A 23,276-nucleotide genomic window follows, 5' to 3' on the forward strand; every position below is an offset into this window, starting at 1 on the left:
GACATCCTTTAACGAGCCGTCCCGTGAGGCGGAGAAGGAGGTCAGGCAGGCGCATGCCTACCCAGCCGCAGGTCCGTGATCAGCACCTCGACGCAGGACGGGTCGTCCTCGACTCCGGTGACATCTCCCGGGCGTTGACCCGCATCTCCCACGAGATCCTCGAGCGCAACAAGGGCGCCGAGAACCTCCTCCTCCTCGGGCTGCACACCCGCGGCGTCCCGCTCGCGCAGCGGCTCGCCGCGCGGATCGCCGAGGTCGAGGGCACCACCGTCGCCACCGGGTCGCTCGACGTGACCATGTACCGCGACGACCTCCGCTCGCACCCGACCCGGGCGCCGCACAAGACCGAGCTGCCCTCCTCGGGCATCGACGGCAAGACGGTCGTGCTCGTCGACGACGTGCTCTACTCCGGGCGCACCATCCGCGCCGCGCTCGACGCGCTCAGCGACCTCGGCCGGCCGGCCGTCGTACGCCTGGCGGTGCTGGTCGACCGCGGCCACCGCGAGCTCCCGATCCGCGCCGACCACGTCGGCAAGAACCTGCCGACCGCCCGGAGCGAGCGGGTCGGCCTCCGGCTGGCCGAGACCGACGGCGCCGACGAGGTGCGCATCTACGACATCGCCGCCCAGCCCGCCCCAGGGGCCCGCACGGCGAGCGGCACGGAGCCGACGGAGGGAGACGCGTGACCCGGCACCTGCTCAGCATCGACGACCTCGACGCGGCCGGGATCGAGGAGATCTTCGAGACCGCCGCCGAGATGCACGACGTGCAGCGCCGCGCGGTGAAGAAGCTCCCCGCGCTGCGCGGCCGGACGGTGATCAACCTCTTCTTCGAGGACTCCACCCGGACCCGGTCCAGCTTCGAGATCGCCGGCAAGTGGCTCTCGGCGGACGTGATCAACCTGTCCGCCAAGGGCAGCAGCGCCAGCAAGGGCGAGAGCCTGCGCGACACGGTGCTCACCGTCACCGCGATGGGCATCGACGGCCTGGTGGTCCGCCACTCCGCGAGCGGCGCCGCGCACCAGATCAGCCAGTGGGTCGACGTGCCGGTGATCAACGCGGGCGACGGCATGCACGAGCACCCCACCCAGGCGCTGCTCGACGCCTACACGCTGACCCGGCGCCTCGGCTCGCTGGAGGGCCGCCACGTCGTGCTGGTCGGCGACCTGACCCACAGCCGCGTCTTCCGCAGCAACATCAAGAGCCTGCTCAAGCTCGGCGCGACCGTCACCGTGGTGGCGCCGCCGACCCTGATGCCGGCCGGCATCGGCGACTGGTCCAAGTCGGTGGGGTTCGACCTCTCCTACGACCTGGACAGCGTGCTGCCGACCGCCGACGCGGTGATGATGCTGCGCGTCCAGCGCGAGCGGATGAGCGGCGGCTACTTCCCGACCGCCCGCGAGTACACGGTCGGCTACGGCCTGACCCGGGACCGGCTCTCGCTGCTCGGCCCCGACACCCCGATCCTGCACCCGGGCCCGATGAACCGCGGGCTGGAGATCTCGGCCGACGCCGCCGACGCGGTGGGCCGCTCGGTCGTCCTCGACCAGGTCTCGGCCGGCGTCGCCGTCCGGATGTCCGTCCTGTACCACCTGCTCACCGGGGAGGAGAGCGCATGAGTGACCAGCCTGTCGAGAAGCACAGCCCGATCCTGATCAAGGGCGCCCGCCTGCTCGGCGCCGACGCCGCCGACGTGCTGGTGGCCGACGGCGTGATCCGCGAGATCGGGTCGCTGAAGGCGGACGCCGAGACGCGGACCGTCGACGCCGACGGTCTGGTCCTGCTGCCCGGCCTCGTCGACCTGCACACCCACCTCCGCGAGCCCGGCCGCGAGGATGCGGAGACGGTGCTGACCGGCTCCCGGGCCGCCGCGGTCGGCGGCTACACCGCCGTGCTGGCGATGGCCAACACCAACCCGGTGACCGACACCGCGGAGGCCGCCGAGCGCGTCTTCGACCTGGGTCGCTCCGTCGGCCTGGTCGACGTGCAGCCGGTCGGCGCGGTGACCAAGGGCCTGGCCGGCGAGGAGCTCGCCGAGCTCGGCCTGATGGCCCGCTCCCGCGCCCGCGTCCGGGTCTTCTCCGACGACGGCAAGTGCGTCCACGACGCCCGGGTGATGCGCCGCGCGCTGGAGTACGTCCGCGCGTTCGGCGGCGTGATCAGCCAGCACAGCCAGGACCCCACGCTGGCCGGCCCGACCGCCTGCTGCCACGAGGGGGAGCTCTCCGGCCAGCTCGGCCTGCCCGGCTGGCCCGGCATCGCCGAGGAGATCATCGTCGCCCGCGACGTGATGCTGGCCCGGCACACCAACAGCCGCGTCCACGTCGCGCACGTCTCCACGGCCGGCAGCGTCGAGGTGGTCCGCTGGGCCAAGGCGCAGGGCATCGACGTCACCGCCGAGGTCACCCCGCACCACCTGCTGCTCACCACCGACCTGCTGACCGGCTACGACCCGACGTTCAAGGTCAACCCGCCGCTGCGGCCGGACGAGGACGTCCAGGCGCTGCGCGCGGCGCTGGCCGACGGCACGATCGACGCGGTCGCCACCGACCACGCCCCGCACGCGCGGCACGACAAGGAGCACGCCTTCGTCGACGCGGCCTTCGGCATGCTCGGGCTGGAGACCGCGCTCCCGGTCGTCGCCACCGTGATGGTCGAGAGCGGCCAGATGGGCTGGGCAGACGTCGCCGCCGCGATGAGCACCACGCCCGCCCGGATCGCCGGGCTGGCCGGCCACGGCCGCCCGATCGCGGTGGGCGAGCCCGCCAACCTGACCCTGGTCGACCCGACGGCGGAGGTGACGGTCGACCGCGACCGGTCGGTCTCGCTGTCCCGCAACAACCCCTGGCACGGCCGGTCCCTCACCGGTGCCGTCCACTCGACCCTGCTGCGCGGCGTACCGACCGTGCTGGAAGGAGACCTGGCATGACCGCCACCCCCACCGGCGAGGCGCTGCTGGTCCTCGAGGACGGCCGCGTCTTCCGCGGCGAGGCCTACGGCGCGACCGGCGAGACCTTCGGCGAGGCCGTCTTCAACACCGGCATGACCGGCTACCAGGAGACGCTGACCGACCCCTCGTACCACCGCCAGATCGTGGTGATGACCGCCCCGCACATCGGCAACACGGGCGTCAACGACGAGGACCCCGAGTCGACCCGGATCTGGGTCTCCGGCTACGTCGTCCGCGACCCCGCCCGCCGCGCCAGCAACTGGCGCTCCGAGCGCAGCCTCGACGACGAGCTGGTCGCACAGGGCATCGTCGGCATCAGCGGCATCGACACCCGCGCCCTCACCCGCCACCTCCGCGAGCGCGGGGCGATGCGGGCCGGCATCTCCAGCACCGAGACCGACCAGACCGCCCTCCTGGAGCGGGTCAAGGCGTCGGCCCAGATGGCCGGCGCCGAGCTCGCCGGCGAGGTCTCCACCGGCGAGGCGTACGTGGTCCCCGCGCAGGGGGAGAAGCGGCACACCGTGGTCGCCCTCGACCTCGGGATCAAGGCGATGACGCCCTACCGGATGGCCGAGCGCGGCATCGAGGTGCACGTGCTCCCCGCCACCGCCACGCTGGAGGAGGTGCAGGCGGTCGCCCCCGACGGCCTGTTCTTCTCCAACGGTCCCGGCGACCCGGCCGCCACCACCGGCCAGGTCGAGCTGCTCCGCGGCGCCCTGGCCGCCGGCATCCCCTACTTCGGGATCTGCTTCGGCAACCAGCTCTTCGGCCGCGCCCTCGGGTTCGGCACCTACAAGCTCAAGTACGGCCACCGCGGCATCAACCAGCCGGTGATGGACCGCACCACCGGCAAGGTCGAGGTGACTGCGCACAACCACGGCTTCGCCGTGGACGCCCCGCTGGAGGGCTCCACCGCCACGCCGTACGGCGAGGCGACGGTCAGCCACGTCTGCCTCAACGACGACGTGGTCGAGGGCCTCGAGCTCCGCGACGCCGACGGTGCCCTCAAGGCGTTCTCCGTGCAGTACCACCCCGAGGCCGCCGCCGGGCCGCACGACGCGGCGTACCTCTTCGATCGGTTCGTCCAGCTGATGGACGGGAAGGCCTGACATGCCCAAGCGCGAGGACATCACGTCCGTCCTGGTGATCGGCTCCGGCCCGATCGTCATCGGCCAGGCCTGCGAGTTCGACTACTCCGGCACCCAGGCCTGCCGGATCCTCAAGGAGGAGGGCCTCCGGGTCATCCTGGTCAACTCCAACCCGGCCACGATCATGACCGACCCGGAGTTCGCCGACGCCACCTACGTCGAGCCGATCACCCCCGAGTTCGTCGAGAAGGTGATCGCCAAGGAGCGCCCGGACGCGATCCTCCCGACGCTGGGTGGTCAGACGGCGCTCAACACCGCCACGGCGCTCCACGAGAACGGCGTGCTGGAGAAGTACGGCGTCGAGATGATCGGCGCCTCCTTCGAGGCGATCCACCGCGGCGAGAACCGCGAGCTCTTCAACGACATCGTGCGCAAGGTCGGCGGCGAGGTCTGCCGCTCCTTCATCTGCCACAGCATGGACGAGGTCGAGAAGGCCACCGAGGAGCTCGGCTTCCCGGTCGTCGTCCGTCCCTCCTTCACCATGGGCGGCCTGGGCTCGGGCATCGCGTTCGACGCCGAGGACCTGCACCGCATCGCCGGCGCCGGGCTGTCGGCCTCGCCGACCACCGAGGTCCTCATCGAGGAGTCGATCCTCGGCTGGAAGGAGTACGAGCTGGAGGTGATGCGCGACAAGAACGACAACGTCGTCATCATCTGCTCCATCGAGAACTTCGACCCGGTCGGCGTGCACACCGGTGACTCGATCACCGTCGCCCCGGCGATGACGCTCACCGACCGCGAGTACCAGCACCTGCGCGACCTCGCCATCGGCGTGATCCGCGAGGTCGGCGTCGACACCGGCGGCTGCAACATCCAGTACGCCGTCAACCCGGAGAACGGCCGCGTCATCGTCATCGAGATGAACCCGCGCGTCTCCCGCTCCTCGGCGCTCGCGTCCAAGGCGACCGGCTACCCGATCGCCAAGATCGCCGCCAAGGTGGCGATCGGCTACACCCTCGACGAGATCGAGAACGACATCACCGCGGGCCCGCTGGGCTCCACCGCGGCCTCGTTCGAGCCGACCCTCGACTACGTCGTGGTCAAGGTCCCGCGGTTCGCGTTCGAGAAGTTCCCGACCGCCGACGCCACGCTGACCACCCACATGAAGTCCGTGGGCGAGGCGATGTCGATCGGCCGCAACTTCTCCGAGGCGCTCAACAAGGCCCTGCGCTCGATGGAGTCGAAGGGCTCGGCCTTCACCTGGGCCGGGGAGACCGGCGACAAGGACGCCCTCCTCGCGGACGTCGTGCGCCCGCACGACGGTCGCATCCAGAAGCTGATGCTCGCCATCCGCGCCGGCGCCACGCCGGAGGAGATCTTCGACGCCACCAAGATCGACCCCTGGTACGTCGACCAGCTCTTCCTGATCAACGAGGTCGCCGCCGCCGTCGGCGACGCGGCCGAGCTCGACCAGCGGACGCTGCGCCTGGCCAAGCGGCACGGCTTCTCCGACGTCCAGATCGGCGAGATCCGCGGCCTCGGCGAGGCCGAGGTGCGCGCCGTGCGGCACGCGACCGGGATCCGCCCGGTCTTCAAGACCGTCGACACCTGCGCCGCCGAGTTCGAGGCCCGGACGCCGTACTACTACTCCTCCTACGACGAGGAGACCGAGGTCGTCCCGCGCGAGCGCGAGGCCGTGATCATCCTCGGCTCGGGCCCGAACCGCATCGGTCAGGGCATCGAGTTCGACTACTCCTGCGTGCACGCCTCGCAGGAGCTGTCGAAGGCCGGCTACGACACGATCATGGTCAACTGCAACCCGGAGACCGTGTCCACCGACTACGACACCTCCGACCGGCTCTACTTCGAGCCGCTGACGCTCGAGGACGTCCTCGAGATCGTCGAGGCCGAGCGGGCCGCGGGGCCGATCGCCGGCGTGATCGCCACCCTCGGTGGCCAGACGCCGCTGGGCCTGGCCCAGGGGCTGCAGGACGCCGGGATCCCGATCGTGGGCACCAGCCCCGAGGCGATCCACCTGGCGGAGGAGCGCGGCGCCTTCGGCCGGATCCTGGCCGATGCCGGCCTGGTCGCCCCGAAGCACGGCACCGCGGTCTCGTTCGAGGACGCCCGCGACATCGCCCACTCGATCGGCTACCCGGTGCTGGTGCGCCCGTCGTACGTCCTCGGTGGCCGGGGCATGCAGATCGTGTACTCCGACGAGATGCTGGAGACCTACCTCGAGGCCGCGACCGAGCTGATCAGCGAGGACCGCCCGGTCCTGATCGACCGGTTCATCGACGACGCCGTCGAGATCGACGTCGACGCGCTCTACGACGGCACCGATCTCTTCCTGGGCGGCGTGATGGAGCACATCGAGGAGGCCGGCATCCACTCCGGCGACTCCTCGTGCGCCCTGCCGCCGATCACCCTGGGCAGGAGCGAGATCGAGCGGATCCGCACCGCCACGGCGGCGATCGCCGAGGGCGTCGGTGTGCGCGGCCTGATCAACATCCAGTTCGCGCTGGGCGCCGACGTGCTCTACGTGATCGAGGCCAACCCCCGCGCCTCGCGCACGGTCCCGTTCGTCTCCAAGGCCACCGGCACCTCGCTGGCCAAGGCCGCGTCCCGGGTGATGCTCGGAGCCACCATCGCCGACCTGCGGGCCGAGGGCCTGCTCCCGGCGACCGGCGACGGCGGGCTGCTGCCGGCCGACGCGCCGATCGCGGTCAAGGAGGCGGTGCTCCCGTTCAACCGGTTCCGCACCAAGGAGGGGCAGTTCGTCGACAGCGTCCTGGGCCCGGAGATGAAGTCGACCGGCGAGGTCATGGGCTTCGACGCGCACTTCGGCACCGCGTTCGCCAAGGCCGAGGCCGGTGCGTTCGGGCCGCTGCCGCTCGGTGGCAAGGTCTTCATCTCGATCGCCAACCGCGACAAGCGGACCATGGTCTTCCCCGCGCGCGTCCTGGCCGACTACGGCTTCGAGCTGCTGGCCACCGAGGGCACGGCGGAGGTGCTGCGGCGCAACGGCATCCCCTCGACCGTCGTGCGCAAGCACTCCTCGGGCCCCGGTCCCGACGGGGAGCCGACCATCGTGGGCATGATCCAGGACGGCGAGATCGACCTGATCGTCAACACCCCGAACGGCTCCTCGGCCGACGGGCGCCACGACGGGTACGACATCCGCGCCGCCGCGGTGCTGACCGGAACCCCCTGCATCACCACGGTGCAGGGCGCCGCGGCCGCGGTCCAGGGGATCGCCTCCCTGCGTGCCGGTGACATCGGTGTCCGGTCCCTGCAGGACTGGAGCCGGGTGCGGGAGGCCGCCCAGTGAGCGGAGCCGTCTACGACGCGCTCTTCCGCCACGGCTTCGTCCGGGTCGACCCCGAGCGCGCCCACCACCTGGGCTTCGGGGCGATCCGGGCCGCCGGGCCGGTGCTGCGCCGGGTGCCGCTGCCGGGCACGCCGGTCGAGGCGCTCGGGCTGACCTTCCCCAACGTGCTCGGCCTCGCGGCCGGGTTCGACAAGCAGGGGCTGGCCTACGCCGCCCTGGCCGGGCTCGGCTTCGGCCACGTCGAGATCGGCACCGTCACCGCATTGGCCCAGCCGGGCAACCCGCAGCCGCGGATGTTCCGGCTGCCGGACGACCACGCCGTGGTCAACCGGATGGGCTTCAACAACGACGGAGCGCACGCCGTCGCGCGCCGGCTCGCCGAGTCGCGCGGGCCGGTGGGGGACCCGTCCGGTCAGCGCTCCGGCGTACCGGGCCGGCCGGTGCTGGGCATCAACATCGGCAAGTCCAAGGTCGTCCCGGACGAGGACCAGGCCGCGGTCGAGGCCGACTACGAGACCTCGACGCGCCAGCTGGCGCCGTACGCGGACTACCTGGTGGTCAACGTCAGCTCGCCGAACACGCCGGGCCTGCGCAACCTCCAGTCGGTCGAGAAGCTCGCCCCGCTGCTGACGCACGTGCGCACGGTGGCGGATGAGACCGTCCCGGACCGCCGGGTGCCGCTGCTGGTCAAGATCGCGCCGGACCTCGCCGACGAGGACGTCCTCGCGGTCGCCGACATGGCGCTCGACCTCGGCCTGGACGGCATCATCGCCACCAACACCACGATCAGCCGCGACGGCCTGGTCTCCGACCCCGAGACGGTCGCCGCGATCGGCGCCGGCGGCCTGTCGGGCGCGCCGGTGCGCGAGCGGGCCACCGAGGTCATGCGGCTGCTGCGCGGCCGCGTCGGCCCGGACCTGACGCTGATCGGCGTGGGCGGGATCAGCACGCCGGAGGACGCCGCCGAGCGGCTGGCCGCCGGCGCGACGCTGCTGCAGGCCTACACCGGCTTCATCTACGGTGGTCCGGCGTGGCCCCGCCGGATCCTGCGCGAGCTGGAGAGGAGCTCCTGATGACGTTCGGTGCCCGCCTGGCCGCCGCCACCGCCGAGCGCGGTCGGCTGTGCGTCGGGATCGACCCGCACCCCGGCCTGCTCACCGCCTGGGGGTACGACGACGACGTGGCCGGCCTCGAGCGGTTCGCGCTCGGCGCGGTCGACGCGATCGCCCCGCACGTCAGCGTGGTCAAGCCGCAGTCGGCCTTCTACGAGCGGTTCGGCAGCCGCGGCGTCGCCGTCCTCGAGCGGGTGATCGCCGAGACCCGGGCCGCGGGCGCGCTGGTGCTGCTCGACGTCAAGCGGGGCGACATCGGCTCCACCTCCCAGGCCTACGCCGACGCCTACCTGGACCCGGCCTCGCCGCTGGCCTCGGACGCCGTGACGGTCAGCCCGTACCTCGGCTTCGGCTCGCTGCAGCCGTTCGTCGACGCCGCGGTGCGCCACGACGCCGGGCTCTTCGTGCTCGCCGCCACCTCCAACAAGGAGGGCCCGGAGGTGCAGCACGCCACCACCGACGCCGCGCACGGGGGCGCGACGGTGGCGGCCACCATGCTCGGTCACCTGCGCGCGCTCAACCGGGGCGCCGAGCCGCTCGGCTCGTTCGGCGCCGTGGTCGGCGCGACGGTGGACGGCGCCGGCCTGGACTTCGCGTTCAACGGCCCGATCCTGGCCCCCGGCTACGGGGAGCAGGGCGGCACGGGTGCCGACATCGCCCGGATCTTCGGGTCCTCGGCGGGCAACGTCCTGCCGAGCACCTCGCGCGGCGTGCTCCGCCAGGGCCCCGCCCCGGCCGGCCTGCGCGACGCCGTCGCCCGCGCCAACGACGAGCTGCGCGCCGCCGCCGGATGACGGGGAGCGGCCGGGGAGAGGCGGCGGTGTCGGGGACGACGCCGCCCGCTCCGGGGCGCCCCGACCACGGTCCCGGCGGGTCGCCCACCATCGGCTGGACCCGGTGGGCGGTCGCGGCGGGGGTGGCCCTGGGCGCGGTCGGCATCGGCGTCGGGGTGCAGGCCTCCTCGACCGCGGACTCCCAGCCCTTCGAGCGCTACTGCGAGACCGTCGCCGAGCAGCGCGCCGTGGTCGGCGCGGCGCTGGAGGCGGGGCCGACCACCGGTCTGATCCGGGCGTTGCCCAGCTTCGAGCGGCTCGCCGACGAGGCACCCCGGGACATCGCCGACGAGTGGACCCAGGTCAACGGCGCGATCCAGCGCCTCGTGGACGCGCTCGACGACGCGGGCGTGGACCCGGCGTCGTACCGACGCGAGGCGCCGCCGGCGGGACTGACGGCTGACGAGCGCGCCTCCATCGACGCCGCCGCCACCGCGCTCGGCGCGGCGTCGACGGTGGCCGCGATGGGCGCGGTGGAGCAGCAGGCCCGCGACGTCTGCGGGTCCCCGCTGAGCCTGTGAGCGCCTCCGCCGACCTGCCTGCACGGCGCTGACGCGCCGGTAGCAGCGAGGTGAATGGGCGGGGTGCGTTGCCGGTCCCGGGAGGGTCTGGTTAAGTGTGCCCGTCGGCGCTGACGCCGGCGTACCCACTGATCCGAAGGACCCAGCCCGTGGCACTGCCTCCGCCGCCTCTGACTCCTGAACAGCGTCAGGCCGCCCTCGAGAAGGCCGCGGCCGCGCGTCGCGAGCGCGCCGAGGTGAAGAACCGCCTGAAGAACTCCGGCGCGTCCATCGCGGACGTCCTCGCCCAGGGCCAGACCAACGAGGTCATCGGCAAGATGAAGGTGATCGACCTGCTGCAGTCCGTGCCCGGGCTCGGCAAGGTCAAGGCCCGTCTCCTGATGGAGAAGCTCGGCATCGCCGAGTCGCGACGAGTCCGCGGGCTGGGCGTCAAGCAGCTGGCCGCGTTGGAGCGCGAGTTCGCCGGTGACTGACGCCAGCACTACCGGGTCCCGTCGACTGGTGGTGCTGGCCGGCCCGACTGCGGTCGGGAAGGGGACGGTTGCGGCTGCGGTCCGCGAGCGTCACCCGGAGGTGTGGATCTCGGTCTCCGCGACCACCCGCGCCCCGCGCCCGGGGGAGGTCCACGGGGTGCACTACCTCTTCGTCGACGAGGACGAGTTCGACCGGATGGTCGCCGACGGGGAGCTCCTGGAGTGGGCCGTCGTGCACGGCCGGCACCGCTACGGCACGCCCCGCGGCCCGGTGCAGGAGGCCCTGGCCGCCGGCCGGCCCGCGATGCTCGAGATCGACCTGCAGGGCGCCCGCCAGGTCCGCGAGACCATGCCCGAGGCCCTCTTCGTCTTCCTGGCGCCCCCGTCCTGGGAGGAGCTGGTGCGCCGGCTGGTCGGCCGCGGCACCGAGGGCGAGGCCGAGCGGGAGCGCCGGCTGAGCACCGCGCGGGACGAGCTGGCCGCCGAGGCGGAGTTCGACCGGACCATCGTCAACCACGAAGTTCACGAGGCTGCCGAGGAGTTGGTAGGCTTGATGGGTTCACCAATCAACGACTTGTGAGGCTACTGCGCGTGTCTGCCCCCAACATCGCCGCCGAGGGTGTCACCAACCCCCCGATCGACGACCTCCTCTCCAAGACGGACAGCAAGTACAAGCTGGTCCTCTACGGTGCCAAGCGCGCGCGTCAGATCAACGCCTACTACTCCCAGCTGGGCGAGGGTCTGCTGGAGTACGTCGGCCCGCTCGTGGAGACGCACGTCCAGGAGAAGCCGCTGTCGATCGCGCTGCGCGAGATCAACGACGACCTGCTGACCTGTGAGGACGTCGACCCGGCTGAGCTCGCCGCCGAGCAGGCCGCCGCCGCGGACGCCGCGGCCACCGCGCCCGAGATCAGCGAGTGAGCTGAGGGCACTTCCGGTGTCCTCCCACCCGTCGGCCGACGGAGACGTGACGCCGGCGCGCCCCGCTCGCCCGCGGGTCGTGCTCGGCGTCTCCGGCGGCATCGCCGCCTACAAGGCGTGCGAGCTGCTGCGCCGCTTCACCGAGTCGGGTCACGACGTGACGGTCGTGCCGACGGCCGCGGCGCTGGAGTTCGTCGGCGCGCCCACGTGGGCCGCGCTCTCCGGCAAGCCGGTCTCGGCCGAGGTCTGGACCGGCGTCCACGAGGTCCCGCACGTCCGTCTCGGCCAGTCGGCCGACCTCGTGGTGGTCGCCCCGGCGACCGCCGACCTGATGGCCAAGGCCGCCCACGGCCTCGCCGACGACCTCCTGACCAACACGCTGCTGACGGCCCGCTGCCCGGTGGTGCTCGCCCCGGCGATGCACACCGAGATGTGGGAGCACCCGGCGACCACCGCCAACGTGGCCACGCTGCGCTCGCGCGGCGTGGTCGTCGTGGAGCCCGCGGAGGGCCGGCTGACCGGCGCCGACACCGGCAAGGGCCGGCTGCCGGACCCGGAGGAGATCTTCGGGCTCTGCGCCGACGTGCTCGCGCGCGGGGCGCTCGCCCCCGACCTCGCCGGGCGCCGGGTGGTGGTCTCGGCCGGCGGCACCCGTGAGCGCCTGGACCCCGTGCGGTTCCTGGGCAACCGCTCCTCGGGGCGGCAGGGCTACGCGCTGGCGCGTGCCGCCGCCGCCCGCGGTGCGGACGTGACCCTGGTGGCCGCGAACGTGACGCTGCCGGACCCGGCAGGGGTGAAGGTCGAGCGCGTCGAGACCACGGCCGAGCTGCGCGAGGCGGTGCTGCAGGCCTCGGTCGGCGCCGACGCCGTGGTGATGGCCGCCGCGCCTGCCGACTTCCGGCCCACGGGGGAGTCGACGGTGAAGATCAAGAAGTCCGCCGACGGCTCGGCCCCGACGATCTCGCTGGAGCAGAACCCCGACATCCTCGCCGAGCTGGCCGCCACCCGCGTCGCCGAGGTGGTGGTGGGCTTCGCGGCCGAGACCGGCGACAGCACCGGTGGGGTGCTGGACCTGGCCCGCGCCAAGCTGGCCCGGAAGGGCTGCGACCTGCTGGTCGTCAACGACGTCAGCGGCGGCGCGGTCTTCGGTGCGGAGGACAACGAGGCCGTGATCCTCGCCGCCGACGGCTCGAGCACCGAGGTGCCGCGCGGCTCGAAGGCCGCGCTCGCGCACGTGATCTGGGACCGGATCGCGGACCGGATGGGTCCACGCGCCTGATCGACCCGCCCTGTGCGCATTTCCCGTGAGATCGCAGGGCCGGCGTCCACGGCGATCCGTATCGTTGGGGTGGACGCATCACCTGATCACCTGACTCGTCAACCGACCTGGCACCGCCGCCCGGTCCGAACTGCAGGAGCAATGCACCCGTGACTGGACGTCTCTTCACCTCCGAGTCCGTGACCGAGGGACACCCGGACAAGATCGCCGACCAGATCAGCGACTCCGTCCTCGACTACCTGCTCGAGCACGACAAGCAGGCGCGCGTCGCCGTGGAGACCTTGCTGACCACCGGACTGGTGGTCGTCGCGGGCGAGGTCACCACCTCGGCGTACGCGCCCGTGGCGCAGTTGGTGCGCGAGCGGATCCTGGAGATCGGCTACGACTCCTCCGAGAAGGGCTTCGACGGCCGCTCCTGCGGCGTCCAGGTGGCGATCGGCGCGCAGTCCGCCGACATCGCCCAGGGTGTCGACGACGCCTACGAGGAGCGGATCGAGTCCTCGCACGACGCGCTCGACCGGCAGGGCGCCGGCGACCAGGGCCTGATGTTCGGCTACGCCTGCGACGACACCCCCGAGCTCTTCCCGCTGCCGATCAAGATCGCGCAGACGCTCTCCGAGCGCCTCTCGACGGTGCGCAAGGACGGGACGCTGCCGTACCTGCGGCCCGACGGCAAGACGCAGGTCACGATCGAGTACGACGCCGACAACCGCCCCGTGCGCATCGACACCGTCGTCCTCTCCACCCAGCACGCCGAGGACATCGACCTCGAGAAGACGCTGACGCCGGACATCACCAAGCACGTGATCGAGCCCGTGCTGGAGCAGTTCAAGGCGTCCGTGCCGTCCGAGGGCTACCGGCTGCTGGTCAACCCGACCGGCCGGTTCGTGGTGGGCGGCCCGATGGGCGACGCCGGCCTGACGGGCCGCAAGATCATCGTCGACACCTACGGCGGCATGGCCCGCCACGGCGGCGGCGCCTTCTCCGGCAAGGACCCGTCCAAGGTCGACCGCTCCGCGGCCTACGCGATGCGCTGGGTGGCCAAGAACGTGGTGGCGGCCGGCCTGGCCCGGCGCTGCGAGGCGCAGGTCGCCTACGCGATCGGCAAGGCCGCCCCGGTCGGCGTCTTCATCGAGACGTTCGGCACCGGCGTGGTCCCGGACGAGCAGATCCAGCAGGCGGTGCTGGACGTCTTCGACCTGCGGCCCGCGGCGATCATCCGCGACCTCGACCTGCTGCGCCCGATCTACGCCAAGACCGCCGCCTACGGTCACTTCGGCCGCGAGCTGCCCGAGTTCACCTGGGAGCGCACCGACCGCGCCGACGCGCTGAAGGCCGCCGTCGGCCTCTGAGGCACCACGAGTCGGCAGGAACTGACCGCCTTCCCGGCGTCAGCTTCTGCCGACTCGGTGTTTTTCGGCGGCGTTGGTGATGGTGGTCGGTGGGGGTGGGTCGTGTGCCTCAGGCAACTCACGCGTACCGGCGGACAGGCAGTTCGGTTGCTTGACGGGCGTTGCACCGCCTGTCGAGCGACCGAATCACCGGTCGACCGGTGATTCCGACCCCACGCCCGCCCGCCCCGCACCCCATCCACCACCGCTGGTAGAACTGCGCCCATGACCCGGTCCGACGAGCCCGCCCTGGAGCTGCCGGGGCTCGTTCGCGACCGCGCGGCGGAGGGGCGGGCGAAGGCCGCCACGACCCGCGCCCGGAAGGCGGCCGAGGCCGAGATCACCGACACCGACCCGGTGGCCGGCGTGGTGCTGGACCTGCCGATGGCGCACCTGGACCGGGAGTTCGACTATGCGGTGCCGCTGGCGATGGCCGACGGCGTCCGGCCCGGGGTGCGGGTGAAGGTGCGGTTCGGCGGGCAGGACGTGGACGGCTTCGTCGTGCGCCGCGGCGCGGAGAGCAGCCACGAGGGCCGGCTGGCGCCGCTGCGCCGCCTGGTGAGCGCGGAGCCGGTGCTCAGCCCTGCGGTGCGGGCGCTGTGCGACCGCGTCGCCGAGCACTACGCGGGCACCGCCGCGGACGTGCGGCGGCTGGCCGTGCCGCCCCGGCACGCCGCGACCGAGAAGCAGGAGACCCCGCCCGAACCGCCGCTGCGGGTCCCGCCGGGGGCGGCGGGGGCCTGGTCGGCGTACCCGTCCGCGCCGGCGTTCCTGGAGCACCTGCGGGCCGGGCACGCCCCGCGCGCGGTGTGGTCGGTGGCGCCGGGGGAGGACTGGCCGCACCTGCTCGCCGTCGCCGCCGCCGAGACGCTGGCCGGCGGCCGGGGCACGATCGTCTGCCTCCCCGACCACCGCGACGTGGCGCGCGTCGACGCCGCGCTCGAGGCGCTGCTCGGTGAGGGGCACCACGTCACGCTGCACGCCGAGCCTGGCCCCGCCGCCCGCTACCGCGACTTCCTGGCCGTGGCCCGCGGGGAGCGGCGGATCGTGGTGGGCACCCGGTCGGCGGCGTTCGCCCCGGTGCACGGGTTGGGCCTCGTGGCGATCTGGGACGACGGCGACGACCTGCACGCCGAGCCCCGCGCGCCGTACCCGCACGTGCGGGAGTTGCTCGGCATGCGCGCCGAGATCGAGGGCGCCGGCGCGCTGGTGGCCGGCTTCGGCCGCAGCGTCGAGGGCGCTCAGCTGCTCGCCGGCGGTTGGGCCCACGAGATCGCGCTGCCCCGCGAGCGGCGCCGCGACCGGGTCCTGGTGGCGGTCACCGGGGCGTCCGAGCATGCGCTGCGGCGCGACCCGCACGCCGCGCACGCGCGGATCCCCAAGGAGGCCCACGACGCGGTCCGGTGGGGCCTGGAGCACGGGCCGGTCCTGGTGCAGACGCCCCGCGCCGGGTACGCGCTGCGCCTGGCCTGCGAGCGCTGCCGGACCCCCGCCCGCTGCGCGGCCTGCACCGGCCCGCTGCAGCTGACCGGGCCGACCACCCCGCCCGCGTGCCGGTGGTGCGCCACCGAGGCGCCCGACTGGTCCTGCGGGACGTGCGGCGGTCGCGGGCTCCGCGCGCCGGTGCTGGGCGACGCCCGGACGGCGGACGAGCTCGGCCGCGTCTTCCCGCGCGTGCCGGTGCTCACCTCGTCGGGCGACCGGATCCGCGACACGGTGCCGGCCGGTCCGCGCATCGTGGTCGCCACGCCCGGTGCCGAGCCCGTCGCCGAGGGCGGGTACGCCGTCGTGGTGCTCCTCGACACCTGGCTGGCACTGGCCCACGACAGCCTGCGCACCGCCGAGGAGGCGGTCCGCCGGTGGGCCAACGCGATCGGCCTGGTCCGGCCCGGCGGCCGCGCGCTGGCCGTCGGCGACCCGGGCCTCCCGGCGCTCCAGGCACTGGTCCGCTGGGACCCCGAGGGGTTCGCGGCGCGCGAGGCCGAGGAGCGACGCTCGGCCCGGCTGCCCCCGGCCGCTCGGATCGCGACGCTCACCGGGACCCCGGGCGCCATCGACGACCTGCTCACGCTGGCCGCGCTGCCCGACGGCGCGGAGGTGCTCGGCCCCCTGCCGGCGGCCGACGCGACGGCCCGGGGCGGCGACGTACCGGAGGCCGAGCGGATGCTCGTGCGGGTCCCGGCCGCCGAGGGAGACGTGCTGGCGCACGCCCTGCGCGAGGCCCAGGGGGCGCGTTCGGCGCGCAAGCTGGAGCCGGTGCGGGTGCAGGTCGATCCACCGCGGCTGTGATCTCGCCGAGACCATTTCGTGACCGTTTCGGGACACGGGGCGGTGGCGCCGTCGGGTCGCGGAGAGGCCGACATTAGACTCGGGCCGTGGCCATTCGACCGATCCGACTCTTCGGTGACCCGATCCTGCGCCGCCCCGCGATCGAGGTCGTGGACTTCGACGCCGAGCTGCGGCAGATCGTGCAGGACCTGACCGACACGATGCTCGAGGCGCCCGGGGCCGGCCTGGCCGCGCCCCAGATCGGCGTCGGGCTGCGGGTCTTCACCTACAACGTGGACGGCGAGGTCGGCCACCTGGTGAACCCGTCGCTGGAGCTGTCGAAGGAGATCCAGGACGGCCCCGAGGGCTGCCTGTCGCTCCCCGAGCTCACCTACGACTGCATCCGGGCGATGTCCGTGGTCGCGACCGGTTTCAACATGCACGGTGACCCGGTCCGGATCGAGGGGTCCGAGATGCTCGCGCGGGCCATTCAGCACGAGACCGACCACCTGGACGGGGTGCTCTTCATCGACCGTCTCGACGACGCCGCACGAAAGGCAGCAATGAAGGAGATCCGCGAGTCCGACTGGTTCGGGCTGGAGAAGCCGACCGTCAAGGTCTCCCCGCACCGCACCAACGGGTTCGGCTTCTGATGCGGGTCGTCTTCGCCGGTACGCCGGAGGTCGCCGTCCCCGCGCTGGACGCGATCGCCGCCTCCGGGCACGAGCTGGTCGGCGTGGTGACCCGCCCCGACGCCCCCGCCGGGCGCGGGCGCAGGCTCACGCCCAGCCCGGTCGGCCTCCGCGCCGACGAGCTCGGCGTGCCGGTGCTCAAGCCCACCCACCCCCGCGACCCGGAGTTCCAGGAGGAGCTGCGTGCGCTGCGGCCCGACTGCTGCCCGGTCGTCGCCTACGGCGCCCTGATCCCGCGCTCCGCGCTCGACATCCCCGAGCACGGCTGGGTGAACCTGCACTTCTCGCTGCTGCCCGCCTGGCGCGGCGCCGCCCCGGTGCAGCACTCGATCTGGGCCGGCGACGAGGTCACCGGCGCCACCACCTTCCGGATCGTCGAGGCCCTGGATGCCGGTCCGACGTTCGGCGTGATGACCGAGACGATCCGTCCCACCGATACCTCCGGCGACCTGCTGGGTCGCCTCGCCGAGGGCGGCGCGGGCCTGCTGGTGGCGACCCTCGACGGCATCGCCGACGGGTCGCTCGAGGCGCGCGAGCAGCCCGAGGACGGGGTGAGCCTGGCGCCGAAGATCAGCGTCGAGGACGCCCGCGTCGCCTGGACCGACCCCGCCACCGCGGTGGACCGCCGGATCCGTGCCTGCAGCCCGTTCCCCGGCGCCTGGACCGAGTACGACGGCGAGCGGGTCAAGCACCGACCAACCAGGAGGCGACGACGTGCGAGCGGGGCGGCGGCGCAGCCGTCCGGGTCGTGCCGCGTCCGCGGCGGCGAGCGAGAGCACGCCGAACACCATCAGGAGAGCCACGGCGAGTGCCCCCACTCGCTGCAGAACCATGCGGCGGAACGTAGTGGCGACCCGCGCCGGACCGTGGCCGCACGGGCTCGCCGTGCCGCAAATGGGGGAACGATCCGGCGCCCGCCCCGACGCGACGGACCCTAGGCCGTGTCCTACCCGGGGCGCTGGACGATGACGCCGTACCAGCCGAGGCCGCGGTAGGTCTCGTAGCCGGGCGTCTGCGCGTAGCCGACCACCTCTCCGCCACGGCCGACGAACGACCCGAAGGTCCCCTGCCCGGCCGCGGCCAGGTCGATCTGCTCGGTGAGCAGGCCGCGCCCGTCGGAGGACGCGAGGACCCGGCGCTCGGCGTCGACGAGCATGACGCGGGTCCGGGCCCGCTCCTCCTCGCTGAAGCGGACGCCGGTCACGATGTCGTGGGCCTGGGGGGCGAAGTCGAAGAAGATGCCGAGCGCGCCGATCACCTCGCCGTGCTCCTCACCACCGGCGCGGACCGCGGTGGCGTAGGTGGCGACGGTGGCGCCACCCAGGCTCGGGTTGGTCGTGACATCGTCCACGACGTACTCCCCACCGGAGCCCGTGGCGACCGCGTTGCGGAACCAGGCCTGGCCCGAGACGTCGGTGCCGACGACGGACCCGAACCGCTCGGGCCGGCCGTGCGCGATCACCCGTCCGTGGGCGTCGGCGACCCACAGGTCCAGGTAGACGGTGTACGACGACAGGATCACCGCCAGGCGCTCGGAGGCGTGCCTCGCCGTCCGACCGGCGTCGACCGCGGCGGACCCCCGAGCGGCGTCGCAGGCGTCGACGATCGCGGAGTCGGTGGCCCACCAGCGCACGTCGCAGGAGCGCTCGTAGAGGTTGCGGTCGATCAGCTCGACCGCGTTGAGCGCGAGGTCGGAGAGCCGCGAGCCCCGGACCTTCTCCACCAGGTCGTCCCCCAGGGAGGAGAGCTCGTCGACGAGCGGGGCGAGCTGCTGGCTGAGCTCGGCGGAGAGGCCGTGCACGGTGTCGGCCACCGCGCCGACCTCCTTGGCCACGACCGCGAACCCGGCGCCGGCGGCACCGGCGCGGCTCGCCTCGATCGCGGCGTTGATGGCCAGCATCTTGGTGGTGGCGGCGACGCCGGCCACCTCGCGCAACCGCGCCTTGGTCAGCGCCGAGACCTCGTCGGCGATACGGACCACCCGCTCGGGCATGCGGCACTCCTCGTGTCGTCCGGGGTCGCACGGCGCCCGAGCACGGCCCTGCGGTCCGGCGGGCCACTGCCCGCCGATCGCACCATCGGCAGCAGCGCCACGGTTCTGAGGGGGTGCGGCGCGATGCCCCAGCGCCGTCTGGACCGCTGTGCACAAGACATTGACAGTCAAAGTTAATGATCGGAATCTGATGCAAACGAAAGCAAACGCAAGGATTGATCATGGGGACACTCCGAGCGCGGGCCCGGCTGCGCGCACTGGGCGGCTGGGCGGCGACCTCCGCGCTGCTCGCCGGCGTCGCGCTGCTCGCCGGCCCGGCCGCGGACGGCCTCACGCGGGGCGGCGGGCAGCCCACGTTCACCGACCTGCTGGTCGGCGGGTGCGCGGCCGTCGCCGTGGCCGCCGCCGGGTGGCTGTGGCTGCTGACCGGCCTGGTCGCCGTACCGGCCCTCGTCGGGGCCGCGCCGCGGCCGGGTCTGCGCTGGTCGGGCGCCGGCCGCGGGCTGGCGCTGGCCATCTGCGGGCTCGCCGTGGTCGCCGGCACCGCCCCGGTCGCCCACGCCTCGCCCGGGGTCGACCGACCCGGGCGCGCGGACCGCGGCGCCCTCACCGGACTCCCCCTGCCCGACCGGGCCGTCGGCGACGCGCTCCTCCTGGTGAGCGAGGGCGACTGCCTGTGGTCGATCGCCCGCGCGGTCCTCGGACCGGACCGGGACGACGCCGACGTCGCCCGCTACGTCCTCCGGCTGTACCGCCTCAACCGGGACGTGGTCGGCGCCGACCCCGACCTGATCCACCCGGGCCAGGAGCTCCGCCTGCCCGGCACCGCCGCACCGTGACCAGGGAGGTCGCCAGCATGACGCTCGCACCCGTCCACACCGACCGCGCACCGGGCGCCGCACTGCGGCTCCGCGTCCCGGTCGCGGAGACCCAGGGCGCCCTCGCCCTCGACCTGATCCCCCGCCAGGCGCCGCCGCCGGTGGCCGCGCCGGTCCGCCCCGGGGCCGCGGTGGTGCCGATCGACCTCCGGTTGCGCCGCACCATCGAGGAGTGGACCCGGCGCTACGTGCAGGCCGCCGTCGAGATCGTCGCCGGCGACCGTCCCTCCTCCCAGCTGGTCCGCTGGACGTCCGGGGAGGTCTACGCCGACCTGCGCCGGCGGGCCCGGCTCGTCGCCCTCGCCGGCGGGCACCAGCCGGGACTCGGCCGGGTCCAGCAGGTGCGCCCCCGCATCCGCAGCGTCCACGCCTGTTTCATCACCGACGCGGTGGTCGAGTGCGGGGTGCACGTCGGCTACGGCGAGCGCGGGCGGGCCGTCGCAGCGCGCTTCGAGCGGCGCCGCGAGCGCTGGGTCTGCACCGCCCTCGACTTCTCCTGAGGCTCGGCGCGCCCCGAGCCCCGGTTCGGGCTGCCGCGAGCCCCGGCTCGGGCTGCCCCGAGCCCCTGTTCGCGCGGACATGCGCGAGCGCCCCCGACCCCGGGCCGATGGCCTGGGTCGGGGGCGCTCGCGCTGTCCGCTGTCAGCCGTTGACGCGGGTGGTGTACCCCGTCGGGCCGCCGGCGGCGCCGTGGCACCGCTTGTACTTCTTGCCCGAGCCGCAGGGGCACAGGGCGTTGCGGCTGGTGCCGTCGAACTCGCCCCCGCCGTTCGTGGCGGCGGCGCGGACGACCGCCTCCTCGCCCTGCTCGTCCGGGGCGGAGTAGGAGAGGTTCGCCGGGGCGGCCGGCCGGTCCAGGCCCTTGGCCCGGATGTGCGGCTGGTGCGCCTGGCCGCCGAGCGCGGAGGCGATCTCGCCGAGCGCGGCGCCGGCCTCGGGCTCCGCCTCGAGCGCGACCGGCGCGGGCTCCTCCTCGACCTGGACCTCCAGGTTGAACAGGAACCCGACCGTCTCCTCCTTGATGCCGTCCATCATCGCGGCGAACATGTCGTAGCCCTCGCGCTGGTACTCCACCAGCGGGTCGCGCTGGGAGTAGGCGCGCAGGTAGATGCCCTCGCGGAGGTAGTCCATCTCGTAGAGGTGCTCGCGCCACTTGCGGTCGAGCACCGAGAGGATCACGCGGCGCTCGAGCTCGCGCATGACCTCCTCGCCGACCTCCTCCTCGCGCCGGTCGTACGCCGCGTGGGCGTCCTCGCGGAGCTTCTCGATGAGGTCCGGCTTCTCCAGCGCTGCCTGCGCGCCGGCCTCCTCGACCAGGTCCTTCCAGGAGATGGAGACCGGCCAGAACTGCTTGAGGTCGGTCCACAGCTGCTCGAGGTCCCACTCCTCGGCGAAGTCGTCGAGCGAGCCGGAGACGAAGCCGGTGACCACGTCGTCGATGAAGGTGCGGATCTGCTCCTCCAGGTCGACGCCCTCGAGCACCTGGCGGCGCTCGCCGTAGATCACCTTGCGCTGCCGGTCCATCACGTCGTCGTACTTGAGGACGTTCTTGCGGGACTCGAAGTTCTGCGACTCGACCTGGCCCTGGGCGTTGGCGATCGCGTTCGTGACCCGCTTGTTCTCGATCGGGACGTCGTCCGGGATCTTCAGCATGACCAGCACGCGGTCCACCCAGTCGGACTTGAACAGGCGCATCAGCTCGTCCTGCAGCGACAGGTAGAAGCGGCTCTCGCCGGGGTCGCCCTGGCGGCCGGAACGACCGCGGAGCTGGTTGTCGATGCGGCGCGACTCGTGGCGCTCGGTGCCGATCACGTAGAGGCCGCCGAGCTCGCGGACCTCGTCGTGCTCCTCCGAGACCTGCTTCTTGAACCGGTCGACGGTGGCCTGCCAGGCCGCCTCGTACTCGTCGGCGGTCTCGCCCGTGGGCTCCAGGCCCTGCTTGCGCAGCTCGGCGTCGGCCAGGAACTCCACCGAGCCGCCGAGCATGATGTCGGTACCGCGGCCGGCCATGTTGGTGGCGACGGTGACCGCGCCCCGGTGGCCGGCGAGCGCGACGATCTTGGCCTCGTCGGCGTGGTACTTCGCGTTCAGCACCGAGTGCGGGACGCCGCGCTTGGTGAGCTGGGTGTGCAGGTAGTCGGACTTCTCCACCGAGACCGTGCCGACCAGCACCGGCTGGCCGTTCTTGTGCCGCTCGACGATGTCGTCGACCACCGCGTCGTACTTGGCCTCCTCGGTCCGGTAGACCAGGTCGGGCTCGTCCTTGCGGAGCACCGGCTTGTTGGTCGGGATCGGGACGACGCCGAGCTTGTAGATCTTGTCGAACTCGCTGGCCTCGGTCATCGCCGTACCGGTCATGCCGGAGAGCTTCTCGTAGAGGCGGAAGTAGTTCTGGAGGGTGACGTTGGCGAGGGTCTGGTACTCCTCGCGGACCTTCACGCCCTCCTTGGCCTCGATGGCCTGGTGGAGCCCGTCGTTGTAGCGGCGTCCGGCGAGCATGCGGCCGGTGTGCTCGTCGACGATGAGCACCTCGCCCTCCATGACGACGTACTCCTTGTCGTTGCGGAAGAGCTCCTTGGCCTTGATCGAGTTGTGCAGGAACGAGATCAGCGGCGTGTTGGCCGACTCGTAGAGGTTCTCGATCCCGAGGTGGTCCTCGACCTTGGTGATGCCGGCCTCGAGGACGGAGATGGTCCGCTTCTTCTCGTCGACCTCGTAGTCGGTGTCCTTGGTCAGCTTGGCCGCGATCTTCGCGAACTCGCCGTACCACTTGACCTCGTCCTGGGTCGGGCCGCTGATGATCAGCGGGGTCCGCGCCTCGTCGATCAGGATCGAGTCGACCTCGTCCACGACGGCGAAGTTGTGGCCGCGCTGCACGCACTCCTCGATCGAGGAGGCCATGTTGTCGCGCAGGTAGTCGAAGCCCAGCTCGTTGTTGGTCGCGTAGGTGATGTCGCGGTTGTAGGCCTCGCGGCGCTCCGGCGGCCGCATCGACGGCAGGATCACGCCGGTGGTCAGGCCCAGGAAGTGGTGGACGCGGCCCATCATCTCCGACTGGTACTTGGCCAGGTAGTCGTTGACGGTGACGACGTGGACGCCCTTGCCCTCGAGGGCGTTGAGGTACGCCGGCAGGGTGCTGACCAGGGTCTTGCCCTCGCCGGTCTTCATCTCGGCGATGTTGCCCATGTGCAGCGCGGCGCCGCCCATGATCTGCACGTCGAAGTGGCGCTGGCCGATCACGCGCTTGGCGGCCTCGCGGACCGTGGCGAACGCCTCGGGGAGGATGTCGTCGAGGGACTCGCCGTCGGCCAGGCGGGTGCGGAACTCGTCGGTCATCCCGCGGAGCTCGTCGTCGGACATCGCGACGAAGTCGTCCTCGATGGCGTTGACGGCCTTGGCGATCGACTCGAGCTGGCGGAGGATCTTGCCCTCTCCGATGCGGAGAAGCTTGTCGATGATCACGGGCACGGCGGTGGAACTCCTGGCCATTGAGGGTGGAGAGCGGATGGAACTGGTCGATCCCCGAGGGACCTGATGGCGCGGGGCG

General features: G+C 72.9%; 20 protein-coding genes. 18 read left to right on the forward strand and 2 right to left on the reverse strand.

Going from position 1 to position 23,276, the window contains the following annotated elements; translation table 11 throughout:
- Positions 1 to 53: 53 nt before the first annotated feature.
- The 16 genes from pyrR (at position 54) to fmt (ending at position 17,796) form a co-directional block, all read left to right on the forward strand.
- Entirely contained in the window at positions 54 to 686 is a 633-nt protein-coding gene (pyrR, locus tag ABLM29_RS08970) for a bifunctional pyr operon transcriptional regulator/uracil phosphoribosyltransferase PyrR (protein ID WP_349713749.1), read from the forward strand.
- On the forward strand, positions 683 to 1,618 hold the full coding sequence (locus ABLM29_RS08975) for an aspartate carbamoyltransferase catalytic subunit (protein WP_349713750.1): 936 nt from the start codon (positions 683 to 685) through the stop codon (positions 1,616 to 1,618). The genes pyrR and ABLM29_RS08975 overlap by 4 nt, the downstream gene beginning before the upstream one ends.
- Entirely contained in the window at positions 1,615 to 2,928 is a 1,314-nt protein-coding gene (locus tag ABLM29_RS08980) for a dihydroorotase (RefSeq protein WP_349713751.1), read from the forward strand. The genes ABLM29_RS08975 and ABLM29_RS08980 overlap by 4 nt, the downstream gene beginning before the upstream one ends.
- A complete protein-coding gene (gene carA, locus ABLM29_RS08985; RefSeq protein WP_349713752.1) occupies positions 2,925 to 4,058 on the forward strand; it encodes a glutamine-hydrolyzing carbamoyl-phosphate synthase small subunit in 1,134 nt (377 codons plus the stop codon). The genes ABLM29_RS08980 and carA overlap by 4 nt, the downstream gene beginning before the upstream one ends.
- Position 4,059: 1 nt before the next feature.
- On the forward strand, positions 4,060 to 7,368 hold the full coding sequence (carB, locus tag ABLM29_RS08990) for a carbamoyl-phosphate synthase large subunit (protein WP_349713753.1): 3,309 nt from the start codon (positions 4,060 to 4,062) through the stop codon (positions 7,366 to 7,368).
- Complete coding sequence (locus ABLM29_RS08995; protein WP_349713754.1) at positions 7,365 to 8,441, forward strand: quinone-dependent dihydroorotate dehydrogenase; 1,077 nt, start codon at positions 7,365 to 7,367, stop codon at positions 8,439 to 8,441. The genes carB and ABLM29_RS08995 overlap by 4 nt, the downstream gene beginning before the upstream one ends.
- The gene (pyrF, locus tag ABLM29_RS09000; protein WP_349713755.1) at positions 8,441 to 9,274 is read left to right on the forward strand and encodes an orotidine-5'-phosphate decarboxylase; all 834 of its coding nucleotides are present in this window, start codon (positions 8,441 to 8,443) and stop codon (positions 9,272 to 9,274) included. Before ABLM29_RS08995 ends, pyrF begins: the two co-directional genes overlap by 1 nt.
- 26 nt (positions 9,275 to 9,300) lie before the next feature.
- Positions 9,301 to 9,834 (forward strand): hypothetical protein, encoded by a 534-nt coding sequence (locus ABLM29_RS09005; protein ID WP_349713756.1) that lies wholly within the window; start codon positions 9,301 to 9,303, stop codon positions 9,832 to 9,834.
- A 149-nt stretch (positions 9,835 to 9,983) separates the two neighbouring features.
- The gene (mihF, locus tag ABLM29_RS09010) at positions 9,984 to 10,307 is read left to right on the forward strand and encodes an integration host factor, actinobacterial type (RefSeq protein WP_502889201.1); all 324 of its coding nucleotides are present in this window, start codon (positions 9,984 to 9,986) and stop codon (positions 10,305 to 10,307) included.
- Complete coding sequence (gmk, locus tag ABLM29_RS09015; RefSeq protein WP_349713757.1) at positions 10,300 to 10,887, forward strand: guanylate kinase; 588 nt, start codon at positions 10,300 to 10,302, stop codon at positions 10,885 to 10,887. Before mihF ends, gmk begins: the two co-directional genes overlap by 8 nt.
- An 11-nt stretch (positions 10,888 to 10,898) precedes the next feature.
- On the forward strand, positions 10,899 to 11,228 hold the full coding sequence (rpoZ, locus tag ABLM29_RS09020) for a DNA-directed RNA polymerase subunit omega (RefSeq protein WP_349713758.1): 330 nt from the start codon (positions 10,899 to 10,901) through the stop codon (positions 11,226 to 11,228).
- A 16-nt stretch (positions 11,229 to 11,244) separates the two neighbouring features.
- Complete coding sequence (coaBC, locus tag ABLM29_RS09025; RefSeq protein ID WP_349713759.1) at positions 11,245 to 12,507, forward strand: bifunctional phosphopantothenoylcysteine decarboxylase/phosphopantothenate--cysteine ligase CoaBC; 1,263 nt, start codon at positions 11,245 to 11,247, stop codon at positions 12,505 to 12,507.
- Positions 12,508 to 12,656: 149 nt separating this feature from the next.
- Positions 12,657 to 13,859, forward strand: a complete 1,203-nt coding sequence (gene metK, locus ABLM29_RS09030; protein ID WP_349713760.1) for a methionine adenosyltransferase — start codon at positions 12,657 to 12,659, stop codon at positions 13,857 to 13,859.
- 264 nt (positions 13,860 to 14,123) lie between these two features.
- Positions 14,124 to 16,187, forward strand: a complete 2,064-nt coding sequence (locus ABLM29_RS09035) for a primosomal protein N' (protein WP_349713761.1) — start codon at positions 14,124 to 14,126, stop codon at positions 16,185 to 16,187.
- A gap of 86 nt (positions 16,188 to 16,273) precedes the next feature.
- Positions 16,274 to 16,819 (forward strand): peptide deformylase, encoded by a 546-nt coding sequence (gene def / locus ABLM29_RS09040; RefSeq protein ID WP_349713762.1) that lies wholly within the window; start codon positions 16,274 to 16,276, stop codon positions 16,817 to 16,819.
- The gene (fmt, locus tag ABLM29_RS09045) at positions 16,819 to 17,796 is read left to right on the forward strand and encodes a methionyl-tRNA formyltransferase (protein WP_349713763.1); all 978 of its coding nucleotides are present in this window, start codon (positions 16,819 to 16,821) and stop codon (positions 17,794 to 17,796) included. The genes def and fmt overlap by 1 nt, the downstream gene beginning before the upstream one ends.
- An 8-nt stretch (positions 17,797 to 17,804) precedes the next feature.
- Here fmt and ABLM29_RS09050 read toward each other — a convergent pair whose 3' ends face one another.
- Positions 17,805 to 18,851: a cache domain-containing protein gene (locus ABLM29_RS09050; protein ID WP_349713764.1), complete on the reverse strand. Its 1,047-nt coding sequence runs from the start codon at positions 18,849 to 18,851 to the stop codon at positions 17,805 to 17,807.
- A gap of 221 nt (positions 18,852 to 19,072) precedes the next feature.
- Between ABLM29_RS09050 and ABLM29_RS09055 the strand changes: the two genes are divergently transcribed.
- Together ABLM29_RS09055 and ABLM29_RS09060 are read left to right on the forward strand one after the other, a co-directional pair.
- Positions 19,073 to 19,690, forward strand: a complete 618-nt coding sequence (locus ABLM29_RS09055; protein WP_349713765.1) for a LysM peptidoglycan-binding domain-containing protein — start codon at positions 19,073 to 19,075, stop codon at positions 19,688 to 19,690.
- Positions 19,691 to 19,707: 17 nt separating this feature from the next.
- Positions 19,708 to 20,229, forward strand: a complete 522-nt coding sequence (locus tag ABLM29_RS09060; protein ID WP_349713766.1) for an Rv3235 family protein — start codon at positions 19,708 to 19,710, stop codon at positions 20,227 to 20,229.
- 142 nt (positions 20,230 to 20,371) lie between these two features.
- Here the strand turns inward: ABLM29_RS09060 and secA are convergent, their stop codons facing one another.
- Positions 20,372 to 23,197, reverse strand: a complete 2,826-nt coding sequence (gene secA / locus ABLM29_RS09065) for a preprotein translocase subunit SecA (protein WP_349713767.1) — start codon at positions 23,195 to 23,197, stop codon at positions 20,372 to 20,374.
- Between the last annotated feature and the right edge of the window lie 79 nt (positions 23,198 to 23,276).

This window comes from Nocardioides sp. YIM 152588 (assembly GCF_040191335.1).
Taxonomy (GTDB): domain Bacteria; phylum Actinomycetota; class Actinomycetes; order Propionibacteriales; family Nocardioidaceae; genus Nocardioides.